Source organism: Terrimicrobium sacchariphilum (assembly GCF_001613545.1).
GTDB lineage: Bacteria > Verrucomicrobiota > Verrucomicrobiia > Chthoniobacterales > Terrimicrobiaceae > Terrimicrobium > Terrimicrobium sacchariphilum.
Window position 1 is genome coordinate 592,409 of record NZ_BDCO01000002.1, and the last position, 14,745, is coordinate 607,153.

Consider the following 14,745-nt stretch of genomic DNA (forward strand, 5'->3'; position numbering starts at 1 on the left):
TTTTGGGGAGTTGCTTTTTGGAAGGCCGGGAGTAATTTTCGCCCGTGATTCTCCGTGCATTGTTGGCGCAATGGGAGAGCAGGAGACTCTTAATCTCCTGGTTGTAGGGAGGGATCCTACGCGATTAGCTCCCCGGCGATGGCCGGGTGTTGGCACGGCAATGGAGCGTTGTGATCTCGCTCTGCTCTGGTTCCAGAGACAGACTTTTCTATTTATCACTCAGAAATGCCGCATTTCATGAGTAATAAATCGGGCGGATATTACTCATGCGCTGCTCAGTGGTGTTTCCACAATGGGCTGGCGACAAGCTGCAATCGCCCATAACCGGCGGGGCATGCCCCGCCTTGGTGTCCTTTGCGACGTTGGCTTCGCCTGTCTCGCAGACTCGGCTCTGTAAAAGGTCTGCCTGTCTTTCTCTTCGTTTCCTTCGCTGCCTTCTGTTCAGAAGGTTTGAAGGCGGGAGGGCGTTGTCCGCCCTCCCTGTGATGCGGAGAACTAGGAGGCGAGTTTTTTCTCGAGGATTTCGCCGACGAGGGCGGGGTTGGCCTGGCCTTTGGAGAGCTTCATGACCTGGCCCTTGATGGCGTTGATGGCGGCGAGTTTGCCCGCCTTGTACTCGGCGACGGCCTTGGCGCTGTTTGCAATGGCCTGGTCGCAGAGGGCCTCGATGGCTCCGGTGTCGCTGACCTGCTCCATGCCCTTTTCCTTCACGATGACGGCGGCTCCCTTGCCGGAGGTGAACATCTCGGCGAAGACTTCCTTGCCCTGGCGGGAGTTGATCTTGCCATCGTCGATGAGGTTCACGAGTTCGTCGAGGGCCTCGGGAGCGACGGGACATTCGGCAATGGATTTGCTGGCTCCGGCGAGGGCGCTCTGGAGGTCGTTGAGAATCCAGTTGGCGATGCTCTTGGGCTTCTTCGCGCCCTTGGCGGCGGTCTCGAAGTAGCGGGAGGTCGGCAGGTCGTTGGAAAGGACGGCGGCGTCGTATTCCGTGACGGCGTATTCGCTCACGTAGCGGGCGCGCTTTTCCCACGGGAGCTCGGGCTTGCGGGAAACCGCATCCTCGATGAGGTGGGCGGTCTTGACCGGGAGGAGGTCGGGATCGGGGAAGTAGCGGTAGTCGTGCGCGCTTTCCTTGATGCGCATGAGGGTAGTCTCGCCGCGGACGTCGTCCCAGCGGCGGGTCTCCTGCTGGAGCACCTCGCCGCGCTCGAGGGCCTCGATCTGGCGCGGGATTTCAAAGAGGAGGGCGCGGCGGACGCCGGAGATGGAGTTGAGGTTCTTCAGCTCGATCTTGGTGCCCCATTTGTCGCTGGTCGACGGGCGCACGGAGACGTTGACGTCGCAACGGAGCTGGCCTTTTTCCATGTCGGCGTCGGAGATGCCGCCGTAGATCATGACCTGCTGGAGGACGGTGAGGTAGGCAAAGGCCTCCTCGGCGCTGGCGATGTCGGGCTCGCTGACGATCTCGACGAGCGGGGTGCCGGCGCGGTTGTAGTCGATGCCGGTGGAGCTTTCCATGTGGAAGCTCTTGGCGACGTCCTCCTCGAGGTGGATGCGGGTGAGGCGGATCTTCTTGTCCTTGGTCGCGATGTTCTTCTGGACGTCCTTCGGGTAGGCGAGGTCGTGGAGCGGGACGGCGCCGCCGAGACAGAGGGGCAGATCGTACTGGCTGATCTGGTAGTTCTTCGGCATGTCCGGGTAGAAGTAGTTCTTGCGGTCAAACTTGCAGGTGACCGGGGTTTCGCAGCCGAGCATGAGTCCGGCGAGGGCGGTGAGGCGGAGGGCCTCATCGTTCATGACGGGGAGGGCGCCGGGGAGGCCGAGGCAGACGGGGCAGACATTCGTATTCGGCTCGGCGCCGTACTCGACCGCGCAGGAGCAGAACATCTTGGTGCGGGTCTTGAGCTGGACGTGAACCTCGAGGCCGATGGTGGCGATGTAGTCGGGCATGGGAAAAATGGGATTACTTCTTCTTCGTGGCGGTAGTGGGTGAGGGTGCCGGAGAGGGGGAGGGTTTTTCCAGCGCGAAATTCATGGCGGCGCGAAGATCGACCTTGGCGAGCTGCTCGGCAAAGGCGGGGTCCTGCACGGCGGCGATGAGGGCTTTATTGGAAACGAGGGCGGGGAGATCCTTGCGCTGGGCGGCGTCGATGACGGTGGGATCGCCGAGGGCGGCGACGAACTTCGGGCTTTGCACGACGCGCTGGATATCGGGGTACTGGAGAAAGCGAGCCATGATCTCGGGGTCGGTCGAGATGCGAGTCAGCTCGGAGAGGAGCTGGTAGGCGTCGTCGGGGATGGGGTCGGTGGCGGCGATGAGCTTCCCGGCAGGACCCATCTCGAGGGATTCCTTGGTGCTGGCGAGGGCGGCGAGGAGGCCGGAGGGGGTGGGCTGCGGTTGAGCGCCGACGACATGAGGGCCGATATGAGGGCGGGCGGTATGGACGGGAGGAGCGGCAGCCTGGCTTTTCAGGGAGGACTCGGCAAAGGTGCCGAAGGTGCGGATGATCGACACGCCGCCCCAGACAACGAGGAGGCCGAGGATGAGTCCGCAGATGCCGCCGCCGAGGCCCCAGAGGAGCCGAAAGAGGAAGGTGCGCTGGTGTTCCGTGCGCTTGAAGAGTACCGCGCCGAGAATCCAGATCGCGGCAAAGACGACGATGGCGACGGCGAGGCCGACGAGGACCCCGGTGGTGAGGCCGGTAAAGGAATCCGCCCCGCCAAAGAGGGACGCGGCGACGCGCCCGGCGACGAGGCCGAACATGCTGGAGGCGACGATCGCGCCGAGGTTCAGCCCGGCCCGGACGAGTCCCGCCCGCCAGCCGCGCCAGAACTCGAAGGCGAGAAACAGCGCGGCGATGCCGAGGAGGATGGCCTGGAGATTGGGCGAACCCTGGATCATTCTTCCCGGGGAAGGGCGTCCTGCGCGCGCTGCCGGAGCAGGTGGTCGACGAGGACGAGGGCCGTCATGGCCTCCACCATGGGAACGGCGCGCGGGAGCACGCAGGGATCGTGGCGGCCGCGTGCGGCGAGGCTGGCGTTTTCACCCGTGACGGTCACGGTATCCTGCGCCCGCGAGATGGTGGCGGTGGGTTTGAAAGCGACGCGGAAGACGATGGGCTCGCCATTGCTGATGCCGCCCTGGATGCCGCCGGAGAGGTTTGTGGTCGTGCGGACCTGGCCGTCGACGATGCGGAAGGGGTCGTTGTGCTCGGAGCCGCGGAGTTTGCTGCCCGCGAAGCCGGAGCCGATTTCAAAGCCCTTCGTGGCCGGGAGGCTGAGCATGGCCTTGGCGAGGTCGGCGTCGAGCTTGTCAAAGACCGGTTCGCCGAGTCCACGCGGGCACCCGCGCACGACGCACTCGAGCACGCCGCCGACGGAGTCGCCGTCGCTGCGCACCTCTTTGATGCGCTCGATCATGGCGGCGGCGGTGGCGGCGTCGGGACAGCGCACGGAATTCGCCTCGATGGCCTCGGAGGTCACGGCCAGCGGATCAATGGCGACGCTGATGTCGTGAATGGCCGTGATGTAGGAAAGGATCTCGATCCCCGGGTGCAGGGTGCGGAGGATTTTCTTCGCGACCGCGCCGGCGGCGACGCGGCCGATGGCCTCGCGAGCGGAGGAGCGCCCGCCGCCCTCCCAGTTGCGAATGCCGTATTTCGCCTGATAGGTGAAATCCGCGTGCGACGGGCGGTACATCGTCTGCATCTCGGTGTAGGCCGAGGGACGGGCGTCCGTGTTGCGCACCATGATGGAGATGGGCGTGCCGAGGGTGCGGCCCTGGAAGACGCCGGAAAGGATCTGGCACTCATCGGCCTCTTTGCGCGGGGTGACGATGTCGCTCTGGCCGGGGCGGCGGCGGTCGAGGTCGGGCTGGATGTCGGCCTCGGAAAGCGGCAGCCGCGCCGGGCAGCCATCAATCACCACGCCAACGCCCCCGCCATGGGATTCCCCCCAGGTGGAAATGCGGAATACTTCTCCGAAGTTGCTCGACATAAAGGGGTCTAAAATACCTCACCCGGGCGGGAGGGGATAGGGGAAAATGGGGGGCGCGAGTTTGCGCGATCGCCCTATCTGGCGGGAACGAGGTCTTTCTTCAAAACCACGCGGATGTCCGTGGTGCCGGGCGAGAGATTTTTCGCAGCGGCGGCTAACTCGAAACCCGGAGCGGAAACGACTATTTGAAAGCCTTCATCGGGAAGCAGGTGCGGGAGAGTGAAGCGTCCGGCGGCGTCAGTGGACACGCTGTTGGCTCCCCAGGCGCGTTTATGAGCAGAGTGGGATGATACCGACGCATTGGCCACCGGATGGCCTTTTTCATCGACCACGATGCCGGCAGCGGTCGCATTGGCGGGGCGGAGGACGAAGTCTCCCAAGTCATGCCGGGTGCCGGAGCCTGTTTCAAATTTCCTCTCGGCAGAGCTTTGCGTCACACCGCCGACGGCAAGGATGTATTTGCAGTCCGGGTAGAGAGTGACCTCAAACGCACCATCAGTGTCGCTCGACCCCAGCGGGCCGCTTTGTGATCCCATGGGATTTGCTGGAGAGAGCGGGTCAAAACGCGCGGAGATGAGCACATTGGCCAAGGGGCGGCCCTTTTCATCGACGACGCGCCCTGTCGCTTTTGCCGCGCGGGCAGGCCGGGCCTTCTCGACAGCCAGGGTGATGTCTGTGTCGCCGGTTGCCACCTTGCCATCCTGGATCGAGACGATGCGTCCCGCCTGCTTTGCAGGATAGGCGAATCCCGCAGGGACGGAGGATATGTAGATGAGCGAATCGCCGGGTGGGAGGAGCAGGGAATAGCGACCGTCGGAGCCGGTCTGCGAGGAGTCGAGTCCCTGCCCGCCGACATCGTTGCTCACGGCGGAGACCAAAGCTCCTGCGATGGGTTTGCCGGTGTCCTGTTCCGACACGATACCGGAGACGACGGTTCCAGCCTGGCGCTGAAGGGTGATGGATTTTGTCTCTCCGTTTTTCACTACGACATCCACGGGCTGCATGGTCCATTTGTCGGTCCAGTCCAGCGAAACGGTGTATCCTCCCTCCTGGAGCGAGCCGATGCGGAAGCGGCCTTGCGCGTCGGCGCGCGCCTCGAAGGGAATCAGGTCGCCACGGAGACCCGATTTGGGATCGGGCCTGGCGGTAAGGCGGGCTCCCGCCGCCGGGGTGCCTGTCCCTGCGTTGGTGATCGTGCCCTCAATGAAAGCCTCCTTTTCCAAGGTAATCTCCAGCGGGGAGGAGTGGCCGGGCATGGAGATTCGCTGGGCCAATCCATAGCCAGGTCCGAAGGCCGCGACTGCGGCGGAGGCGCTCGCCGGGAGGTCGGTGAGTTCAAAACGACCCTCCGCGTCGGGGCGTGTCTCCATGAAGGCGGGAAACTGATCGTGCTCGAGCGAGGGATAGGCGGTAAACGCCTCGTAGCGCTCCGTTTGCATTAGCATCCATCGCAGGAGGCGCACTTTTACTTTAGCAAGACTCCCTCCTTCGCTCGTGGTGACCCGCCCGGTGATCCGACCGCTGGGGTGCAGCTTGATCTCAAAGGGGGTGTCTTTGGGGAATTCGCTCGCATAGGTCCCGCCGACAAGTTTTCCCGGCAGTCGGGCGAGGAGACGTGCGGCGAATGGTTCGCCGTCTTTTGCATGCAGCGTAAAGGATGCTTCTCCCTTCAGGTCGGTTTTTAGCGGGCCGTGGGCAAACTCTTGAAGGTCAGAGCCGTGTTGATACAGCAGGCGCTTTCCGATCATTTCATAGAGATAAACCTCGGCCTCCGGCACGGGATTTCCCTGCTCATCGAAACATCGGACGAAGAAGGTTTTTCCCGCGGCGGGAGCGGAGGTAGTTTCCGCTGCGACGGGACGCACAATGGTGGCGACGAGCGTGGTGGCGATTGCAGCGACCAAGGCCATCGCCCGTGTCGCGGACCTCGGGGCGGACCTGTCCACGCCTCCATCCAGTACACGGGACAGACGCGAGCTGATCTCGGAACTCCCAGCCATGCGGGATGCTGGAAAGAGGCGATGATCGGCCATCCGCAAACGGCGCACGGTGGCAAGAAGGGTCTCAGCATAGTCGGCCGGGGGGATCGCGCCTTTCAGCGCGTCGTCGTCAGCTGCTCGTTCCGACTCGGCGCGGAGTCTCGCCGCCGCGATCCAGACGAACGGGTTGAACCAGTGAATGGCCGATACAAGCCTCACAACAATGAAAAACGCGACATCGCCTCGCCTCACGTGAGCGGTCTCGTGGAGCAATACCGCTCGCAGAGAGTGGTTCGACTCCGTGAGCAGTTCCCCCGGAATGAGAATCGCCGGAACGAAGAGACCGGCAGCCATGGGGGTCCCGATTTCTCCGGAGGAATATACCGCCACTCCGCGCGTCGCATCGGCGGAGAGAAAGCCATGGTCGTCCGTGCGTCCGAGATAAGTCGCGCGCCGACTCACGCTGCGCAGGATCAGGAAACCGATGACAGTGCGGACGATCGTGAACGAAACACCGAAAGTCCAGACCGTCCAGATAAGGGCGGCCCAATCGAATGATGAAGCGTTGGAGGAAATTGACTCGTCCCCGGGCGGGATGTTGACGGACGTGCCGACGGGCACCGAAGGAACTGGCTCGTGAGGCTCGAGCGATGACGTCGCTGATGACGACGCGGCGGCCGGTGCACTTTGCGCCGGCAGGATCGGGAGAGGCAGACTCAGGTGCAGGAACGCCAGCGGGACACAGGCGGCGACTGCCGCAAAGGAAGCCTGCCAGACGAGTAGTCGTCGCGCGGCAGAGAGACGCGGCAGCAATGCCAGGACTGCAAAGGTGAGGACAAACAGGCTGGACGAGCCGATGAGGAGAAACAGGAGCGGGGAAAGGCTCATTTCGAGCGTTCCTTTCGCGCATCGGTTATCAGCTTTTCCAGGCGAGCGAGTTCCTTGTCGGAAACCGCGAGCTCGCGACTACCGACCAGTGTAGCCACGACACTCGAGGCGGAGTTGTCAAAGAAGGCCTCCAGCACGCGCTTGAGCACGGAGACCTTGGCTTTCTCTGGCGATACCACCGGCTCGAACAAATACTTGGCGCCCGCCCGGCTGTGGGTGAGCAGACCCTTCTTTTCCAGCAGGCTCAACGCTGCCCGGACAGCGGAATAGCTCGGAGGCGACTCCAAACTCTCCAGGACCTCCTGGGCGCTGGCCCGGCCTCGGGAGTAGATGATTTCCATGATCTGGCGCTCGCGGCGACTGAGGTTGGCGAGTGAGAACTTCGCTCGGGGCATGAAAGTGCTGATAAATCAGCACCAAGCTTCCGTCAATTGGAAATGCTGAAAATTCAGCAGTAATGGGTGGACCCTGCGGTGGTGGACTTGAGAGCCGGAATTGTCGTGGTGAGCGAGCCGTCAGGTGATGACAGGCAATGAGAGCGCCACCAGTGCGCCGAGTACGGTGAGCACGCTGATGATGGCGAGGATCGTGCTTTTTCGCCGCAAGGCCAGCGCATTGGCGAGGAGGATCAATGGGGCGATGAGCACGCCAAAAGCAACCACGGCATTCAGGAGCGGCGGGATGTAATAGCTGTTCCTCGGGAGGTAATAGGAGAGGAATGCCGAGCCGATAACTAAAGGCTCAAGAATGCACCAGGCGAAGTGCGCGGGACTGGTGGCGAGGCGATAAAAGGCGGGCGTGGCGGGGTCTCGCGGCCTGAGCAGCAAGCAACTCAGGCGAAAAACGAGAATCGCGAGGGCGAGCGGAAGGGCAGTTTGAAACAGCCAAAGACTGGTGGCGATGAGATCCATGTCCGTGCTGGGAAGGAGCAGGCATGCGCTCGTGATATAAAAGACGAGGATGCTGCACAGGAGGCCTGCGAGGGAGGCGAAATCCAAGGGCGTAGTTTGTGCTGGCCTGGAAGGTGCTTCGCGGGTCGGGATGTTCGTCAGCAGTTTGCCAAAGACAAGGCAGATTAGCCGATAGCTCAGAGCGGCAAGGATGAAGGGAAATATAATCCGAAGAACCAGGGAGATTCCGCCGCCGTAGCGAATCTCCGTGATAGATAGGGGCAGCCAACGTGGAGCGGAGAAGAAGACCAGAATGCCGACGATCGTGGCGAGGATGTGCGCGGGTCTGGAGGTCCGGGCAGAGGGAGGCATTGGGGCGTGGTTTATTTCCGATAGCCGGTTTTTGCACGGATGCGCTCCCGACGTGGGTCGGAAAGAGCGGCGAGATCGCCAGGATTCAGCCAGCCTCTATGGAGCCACTCGGAGAGTTGATCCTCGGCCCTGTCAAAATTGAGGGTAAAGGCGTGTCTGCGGTCTCTCCGCCATTCACGAATCTGGAGTTCCAAGCTCCAAAGGTCATCGGCTTTCCTGACGGGATAGGCTCGGAAAAGATCAAGTACCTCGGCCTCGGCGCTGGCCTGAGCGCGAGCGGCGGCTTTGTGGGCGACGTTTTTATCGGTCGCTGACCAACCTTGGGACATCCGTGAGAGAACTTAGCAAAGTGTGCGGTGGTCGTAAAGTTGCGAAACAGCCCCGGAGCGGGGACAGGCTTTTCTCATCGCCTCCGGATCGGATCGGCGATATGCAGGCGGGCAAGCTGATGCCCGGATTACCTGAAATACTCAAGGCGTTGATCGCCATCGTCGTACTCATCAATCCGCTCGAGGGGGTGCCGATTTATCTCTCGCGGGCGGCGAAGCTGTCGGATGCGGAGCGGCTGAAAACGGCTCGCAAGGCCTCGATCACCGTGCTCATCCTGCTGCTGGCGGCGATGGCGGGAGGCAAGGCGGTGCTGTATCTCTTTGGCATCCAGATTGCGTCGTTCACCATGGCGGGAGGGCTGATCATTCTCCTCATCGCGTTGAACATGGTGCTGTCGTCGCCGAAGGACGATCCCTCGAGCGGCGGGAGCGGGGATTTTTCCATCGTGCCGCTGGGCACCCCGCTGCTGGCGGGGCCGGGGCCGATCAGCAGCGTGATCATTTTTTCCAGCCAGGGAATCGGCGGCCACGACACGCTCTGGATGAGCGACGTGGTGCTGCTCGCGATCATCATCGCAGCGTCGGCGATCACGTACCTGTGCCTGCGCGTGGCGATTCCCGTCGGCAAGCTGCTCGGCACGACGGGCATCAACGTAATGACCCGGCTGGCCGGCATCCTCGTCGCGGCTATCGCGGTGCAGATGATCGTGAGCGGCGCGTTGAAGTCCTTCCCCGCCTGGCAGTGAGCGAGGTACGGCTCCGCGAGAAGCCCGGCCGGGCTCGGAGATAAAGGCTGTCGATCGATCGCGGCGAAGGAAGCGTGTTGATATAGCGGGCAAGCGAGATCAGGGTCAGGAAGAGGCCGATCAAGCCCTGGATATGGATGAGAGTCTCGAGGAGGTTGTCGCTGCCTAAGGGAATGTCAAAGAGGTTCAGAGTTGCCGAGAGGCTGGAAAAGAGCATGTCCGGGTAGTTTTGGAATCGGATTTGGCGGTTGAACGTGATGTAAAAGACCGAGAACCAGAAAACGATCTCCGCGAAGTTGTGGAGGAGCAGAATGAGCAGCCGCCGGAGGCTGATGACGGAATAGCGTTTGCCGTTGGCGGTCGCCCGGACTTCATCAAACAGCAGAACATTGATCTGATAGACGATGACTTCGAAGATTCGAAGCGAACCGTAAGCTGTAAGGGCATAAGCCAGCCACTTGAGGGGCAGGAAATAGAGCAGGATCGAAGCGAGGATCGCCAGAAAAAGGTGCCCGAGGACATAGATATCGATGAGAAAGCCGGTCCGCCACCTTTTGGGAATCCAGTGGCTGACTGAGATCATGGCCAGCCATCCGAAAATGGCGGCCCACCACTGTACGACAAAGGAACTTTTGCGCATAAATTATCGAGACGCACTGCGATCGCAGCGGTCGCAGGAAGATGTCACGAGTCGCGCGACCTTTTACAGTAAAAAGTCAGGCTTAGAGAGATTTGAGCGAAGCCATGAAAGCTTAAGCAGGCGGCTCAGTACTCTGCCTGCGGTGCTGTGCGCGCTCCAAGGTGAGGCTTAGGCAGTGAACGACTGAAAGCCTGGGGGACGGCTTCGTCTCCAGGGGCCATGCTCTTGTTGAGCATGGGATCGATGCCGCGAGAGGCAGCGGGGAGAGGGCGGTACGAGCTAAAAAAGTGCGCCCACAAAGAGGAGATCGCGGCTCGCGAGCCAGGAACCGTGCGAGAAGAGGCTGTTTCCAACCGTGCGGTTGCTTCGTACGATGACACTCCGCAGTTTCGGAAAAGCCGGAAAGAAAAAGAGGCGGTCGAAACTTCAGGAATACAGCAGGGCAGCCCCGACAGGGAAAGCTCACCCCGTCCGGGCGCCCCGGCTCCTTCGGTCTCCGTCCCGTGTGTTGACCGCTGGGGAGCCGGGGCGTAATCGGGAGAATCGGTTACTTCTTTGCGGGGAAGTGGCCTTCCTTGGACTGGACGGTGTCGTTCTTCAGCACGATGACGACGTTGGCCCCTTCGGAGTTTGTGTAAGTGTAGGTGGTCTTGGTGCCGCCGACGACGGGAATGGGCTCTTCCTTGGACTCCGTGGGAGCGCCGAGGATGGTCTTTACCTGGGTGGCGGACATGCCGTCCTGGATCTTGTCGAGGTTTTCCTGCGTGAGCGTCACGGAGGAGGCGACGTTGCAGCCCGCGAGCACGGCGGCACATCCGACGGCGAGGAGGGAAAGAGGTAGTTTCATCATGGGGTAGTTCGCTTCGCGGTTTGCGGCCGGATGGGTGAAAGTTGCGTCAGGTGACAGCAACTGGTTGCGCGGGATTTCAACATGTGCCCGGCTGTCGCGGCGCGTGAATGTATTGACTGATCGAGCGGAAAAAATCTGCATTGTTACGATCTTGTCAAAGATACCGGCTTCGCTTTGAGGCTGATGGGGTTGCGTGTTTCCGGATCGAGAGGTGGGGGCGGGGTGTATTGACGGTCTCCATTTTTTAATGGCCTGAGCGGCGTGGTTTGCCTAGACGTTCGCGGAACATTTTCAGGGAGGAGATTTGCAATGGTGAGGAAGGGATTGCTGGTGGTGTTGCTTTGCGGTGCGGGCCTGGGGCTGGAGGCGGAAGTGAGGGCGGCGGAACTGACCCCGTCGAGCGGGGTGCCGGGGACGTTATTTGGCACCGGAGCCAGCATGGATGGCGGCATCCTGGTTTTTGGCGCGACGGGATCATCGCTGGCGATCGGCGAGGCGTACTTGTATCGCGGACTCGACCCGGAAACGGGCGAGGCGACGGAGGCGGCAAAGCTGGTGGCCTCGGATGGCGCGCAGGATGATTTGTTCAGCGGCCCGGGGAGGAATAGTGTTTCTGGGACGATGGCCCTGATCGGCGCGCTGCGGGGTACGGTCGGGTCCAATGTGAACCAGGGTGCGGGCTATATCTTCCGGAATCTGGATACGGCAAGCGGGACGGTGACGGAAACGGCGAAGCTGGCCGCATCGGACGGCGCGAATAACGACCAGTTTGGGACTTCCGTCGGACTTGTTGGCAATATGGGACTCGTTGGAGCCTCCAATAAGCGAGCGGCCTATGTTTTTCGGAACCTGGACACGGCGACCGGCACCGTGACGGAAAACGCAAAACTTGTCGCCTCGGATGATGCTGCGAGCAGTCAGTTCGGCGGGTCGGTGGCAATCTCCGGGAGCATCGGGGTTGTCGGCGCCTATTGGGCCAGCATCAATGGCAACTCCCAGCAGGGGGCCGCGTACATCTATCGCGGCCTGAATACGGTCACAGGCACGGTGACAGAAAATGCGAAGCTCGTGGCCTCCGATGGCGGGGCGGGAGACCGCTTTGGCGGTGCCATGAGCATCTCGGGCAATATGGCTGTGGTGACCGCTCCGCGCACGACTGTGGGCGCTAATACGAGACAGGGAGCAGTCTATCTTTATCGCGACCTGGATACGGCGACAGGTACGGTGACGCAAAATGCCAAACTTTCGTCCTCGGATGGCGTGGCGAGCGGCAACTTTGGCGATTCCGTGGCGATCGATGGCACGGTGGCACTGGTAGGCAGCCTGTCGACCAAGATCGGCGCCAACTCGGCCCAGGGGGCGGTGTACCTCTTTCGTAATCTGGATACGGCGTCGGGCAGCGTGACGGAAAATGTGAAGATCTTTGCCTCGTCGGGAACAGCGGATATGAACTTCGGGTCCTCGGTGGCGATGAGTGGAGACCAGTTTGCCATCGGGGCGCGTGGGGTGGACTCCAAGACCGGCGCGGCCTTCACGGGCAGCGTGAGCAGCATGACGACGATGGATTTTGGCAATACGCAGCGCACGATCGAGGGCATCAGCTTTATCACGCAGGATGACTGGACGATCGGCGGCACGACGAGCGGCAACATCGTGGCGCTCTCCGCAGGCGACGCGGCGCAGGTGGTGGATGGCCGCTCGCTGTACATCGGCAAGGGCGCGGGATCGAATACCAACGCGCTGGCCCTGAGCGGTTCGCTCACGGCGGAGGAGGTCGCGATCGGCAGCGTGGCGGGGAATGTCGGAAATGCGCTCGTGCTCAATAGCGGTTCGCTCCTCACGGTGGATACGATCCGGCTCGCGGGCGGCAACTCGATCGTGATCGAGGGCGACTACACAGACCTCGCCAGCTTCCTCGGCTATCTCGGCAGTGCCGCGCTCAATGTCTGGAACGGCGCATCATGGCAGACGGCGGACAACGCGAATGTGTCGAGCCTGCTCACAGCCTCGCTGGAGGCCGACTACACCCGTATCACGGCGGTGCCGGAGCCGGGTTCTCTCGCGCTCCTCGGTCTCGGGTTGGCGGCTGCTGCGGTCGCCTGGCGACGTCAGGTCGCCTAGACGCGGCCTGCCCGGGAGAGAAATCTCCCGATCCACTGGGGACTTTCGCAAAGCTTCGATCAAGTCGTCTACAAACAGCGCCGCATCGGGATGACCTTTCCCGAGAGGTGCGGCTGCCATCGCGGAACCTCGGGAGTGAGATGATGCACTTCATGTCGTATTGCCTGCCGTTTGGGAGATGCCATTTTTCTCGTGGTCAGGAATCATGGATTTCTTAATATCGCGCGCATGTTTCCAGAAGGAGGCATGAGGTTGGCAAGAGGGCGGGATTTGGCCTTTGCAGTGAGCGTTGTACCGGGAGGTCTGCCGGATGAAAGAGGGCTAATAAATAGAAGACAGACCCTTTTGAAGGAGTGACGAGATGGAGATACTAAAGAAGCTGGGAGAACGGTACGTGCGCGGCTCGTGGTTTGATGTCGTGGCGGTGCTGGCCGGGAGCCTCGTGCTGGGCGTGGGTTTTTGGTCGCTCGGGCGGCAGGACCCGATGTGGGCGATCATCGCCTTTGTCCTGGTCTATGAGCCGGGGGAGGGCGAGGTGTTGGATCATGCATTGACGCGGCTGTGCTGGACGGTAATCGGCTCCGTGCTGGCGGTCGCCGCGCTCACGCTGGGTGGTGTGCAAAAATGGGTGCTGCCTGCCAGTCTTGCGATCGCGATGATGCTCGGGATCTTTTTCACCCCGAGCCTCGCAGCCCGCCGGGTGCTGCTGGTGACGGTGGCGCTGATCGTGGGCTCGACGCTGATGCAACCGTCGTCGGATCTGTTTATCGCGATCACGCGGTCGGTCGAGGTCGCGGTGGGAAGCTTCCTTGCGGTCGGGGTCTCCGCCGTCTCGGTGCGCTGGGTGCGGCGCGGTGGGCCACGCCAACGGAAGCGCTTTCTGGAAAAATAGGACCAAATGTGAGGGGGCTATAATGGGCTTGCCCGCTCTTTGAGGGGGGGCGACATCCCTGCCGCCCGAGTCATTCAGGATGTGATATGGGTTCTTTGGCCTGGGTAAGAGCCGCCTGCCAACTCTCGAAGTCCCGGCTCATCTCCCGGTCGAGGGAAAGCCGGGAGAGCCGACTGGACGAGCCACGCCACGTGTCGGATGCCGGATTTGAAATGTATTGACCAATCCCTCCTCGTTTTATGAAGGAAAAGGGAGCGGACTAGGGGATAAGCGCGGCGCTGTGGAGCTTGGCCACGAGGGCGGAGGCGAGCTGGTCGACCTGGGCGGGGGAGTCATTCACCATGTGGGTGAAGGTGGCGGACCAGAGGAGCGTGCCGGAGGGGGATTCGTAAAAGGTGGCCTGCGCGCCGATCACGTTGCCGACCTGGACGTTCTCGGGATTCGTGACAAAGGCGGAGGGGGCGCTGAAGAACTCAAACCAGTTCTGCCACGGGGCGAGGGTTTTTCCGTTATTGCCGGGGGAGATTTGCACGACCTTGAGGGTCTCGCGGTCGACCATGCGCACGGCGAGCACGGCCTTGACACCGAGAGCCCGGGCGCGCTCGATGGCGGCGGGTTTGTTGGAGACGATGGTCTGGGTGTCGACGACAGGGTAGGTCGCGCGGGCGTTGACGCCCTGCTGGCGGAGGCGGGCGACGAGGGCGTCCTCGACCTCCTTGCGCACATCGGCGTGATAGGCGAGCACGGCGACGGCGACGGATTTCTTGGGTCCGCCAAAGTAATCGGGCCTGCGCCAGATATTGGCCGAGGCCTCGGGGCTGCTCTGGCAGCTGGTGAAGATCGTGCCGAGCAGGAGCGCGGCGAAAAGGGCGGGGAGGGAGAGCTTCATGGCGGGACAGTTCCAAATTCCCGCGCGGCGGGCAATAGTGGTTTTTACGATAGGAAGATAGTTTTTAACAGAAGGAAGCGAAGGAAGCTAAGGGATGGCGGGACGTGGTGGCGGCGAGACGCTGCGGGAGTCGTTGAGGCGGCGAGGCAA

13 protein-coding genes and 1 tRNA gene are annotated in these 14,745 nt (G+C 61.9%); 5 read left to right on the forward strand and 9 right to left on the reverse strand.

Features of this window, described 5'->3' with window-relative positions:
- Positions 1-55 precede the first annotated feature (55 nt).
- Positions 56-128: transfer RNA gene (locus tag TSACC_RS21615), tRNA-Lys, on the forward strand.
- A gap of 367 nt (positions 129-495) precedes the next feature.
- On the opposite strand, the gene gatB is transcribed toward TSACC_RS21615, so the two are convergent.
- From gatB to TSACC_RS03455, 6 genes are all read right to left on the reverse strand, one after another.
- Positions 496-1,953 carry an Asp-tRNA(Asn)/Glu-tRNA(Gln) amidotransferase subunit GatB gene (gene gatB / locus TSACC_RS03430; RefSeq protein WP_075077991.1) on the reverse strand — a complete coding sequence of 486 codons (1,458 nt, stop codon included), beginning with the start codon at positions 1,951-1,953 and terminating at the stop codon, positions 496-498.
- 13 nt (positions 1,954-1,966) lie between these two features.
- Positions 1,967-2,905: a hypothetical protein gene (locus TSACC_RS03435; protein WP_075077992.1), complete on the reverse strand. Its 939-nt coding sequence runs from the start codon at positions 2,903-2,905 to the stop codon at positions 1,967-1,969.
- Positions 2,902-3,999: a chorismate synthase gene (gene aroC / locus TSACC_RS03440; protein WP_075077993.1), complete on the reverse strand. Its 1,098-nt coding sequence runs from the start codon at positions 3,997-3,999 to the stop codon at positions 2,902-2,904. Before aroC ends, TSACC_RS03435 begins: the two co-directional genes overlap by 4 nt.
- 74 nt (positions 4,000-4,073) lie before the next feature.
- The gene (locus TSACC_RS03445; protein ID WP_075077994.1) at positions 4,074-6,866 is read right to left on the reverse strand and encodes a carboxypeptidase regulatory-like domain-containing protein; all 2,793 of its coding nucleotides are present in this window, start codon (positions 6,864-6,866) and stop codon (positions 4,074-4,076) included.
- Entirely contained in the window at positions 6,863-7,261 is a 399-nt protein-coding gene (locus tag TSACC_RS03450; protein ID WP_075077995.1) for a BlaI/MecI/CopY family transcriptional regulator, read from the reverse strand. The genes TSACC_RS03445 and TSACC_RS03450 overlap by 4 nt, the downstream gene beginning before the upstream one ends.
- A gap of 120 nt (positions 7,262-7,381) precedes the next feature.
- Positions 7,382-8,128, reverse strand: coding sequence for a hypothetical protein (locus tag TSACC_RS03455; protein WP_075077996.1), 747 nt, complete (start codon positions 8,126-8,128; stop codon positions 7,382-7,384).
- A gap of 152 nt (positions 8,129-8,280) precedes the next feature.
- On the opposite strand from TSACC_RS03455, the gene TSACC_RS03460 reads away from it, so the two are divergent.
- Together TSACC_RS03460 and TSACC_RS03465 are read left to right on the forward strand one after the other, a co-directional pair.
- Positions 8,281-8,442, forward strand: a complete 162-nt coding sequence (locus tag TSACC_RS03460; protein ID WP_153811233.1) for a hypothetical protein — start codon at positions 8,281-8,283, stop codon at positions 8,440-8,442.
- Between the two features lie 134 nt (positions 8,443-8,576).
- Positions 8,577-9,203, forward strand: coding sequence for a MarC family protein (locus TSACC_RS03465; protein WP_169809520.1), 627 nt, complete (start codon positions 8,577-8,579; stop codon positions 9,201-9,203).
- Here the strand turns inward: TSACC_RS03465 and TSACC_RS03470 are convergent.
- Together TSACC_RS03470 and bamE are read right to left on the reverse strand one after the other, a co-directional pair.
- Complete coding sequence (locus tag TSACC_RS03470; RefSeq protein ID WP_075077999.1) at positions 9,145-9,843, reverse strand: hypothetical protein; 699 nt, start codon at positions 9,841-9,843, stop codon at positions 9,145-9,147. The two genes, TSACC_RS03465 and TSACC_RS03470, sit on opposite strands and share 59 nt — an antisense overlap.
- A gap of 547 nt (positions 9,844-10,390) precedes the next feature.
- The gene (gene bamE, locus TSACC_RS03475) at positions 10,391-10,834 is read right to left on the reverse strand and encodes an outer membrane protein assembly factor BamE domain-containing protein (RefSeq protein WP_075078000.1); all 444 of its coding nucleotides are present in this window, start codon (positions 10,832-10,834) and stop codon (positions 10,391-10,393) included.
- Between the two features lie 168 nt (positions 10,835-11,002).
- Between bamE and TSACC_RS03480 the strand changes: the two genes are divergently transcribed.
- On the forward strand, positions 11,003-12,814 hold the full coding sequence (locus TSACC_RS03480; RefSeq protein ID WP_075078001.1) for an FG-GAP repeat protein: 1,812 nt from the start codon (positions 11,003-11,005) through the stop codon (positions 12,812-12,814).
- Between the two features lie 361 nt (positions 12,815-13,175).
- On the forward strand, positions 13,176-13,706 hold the full coding sequence (locus tag TSACC_RS03485; RefSeq protein WP_075078002.1) for an FUSC family protein: 531 nt from the start codon (positions 13,176-13,178) through the stop codon (positions 13,704-13,706).
- A 259-nt stretch (positions 13,707-13,965) separates the two neighbouring features.
- Here TSACC_RS03485 and TSACC_RS03490 read toward each other — a convergent pair whose 3' ends face one another.
- Positions 13,966-14,595, reverse strand: a complete 630-nt coding sequence (locus TSACC_RS03490) for a hypothetical protein (RefSeq protein ID WP_075078003.1) — start codon at positions 14,593-14,595, stop codon at positions 13,966-13,968.
- Positions 14,596-14,745: the final 150 nt, after the last annotated feature.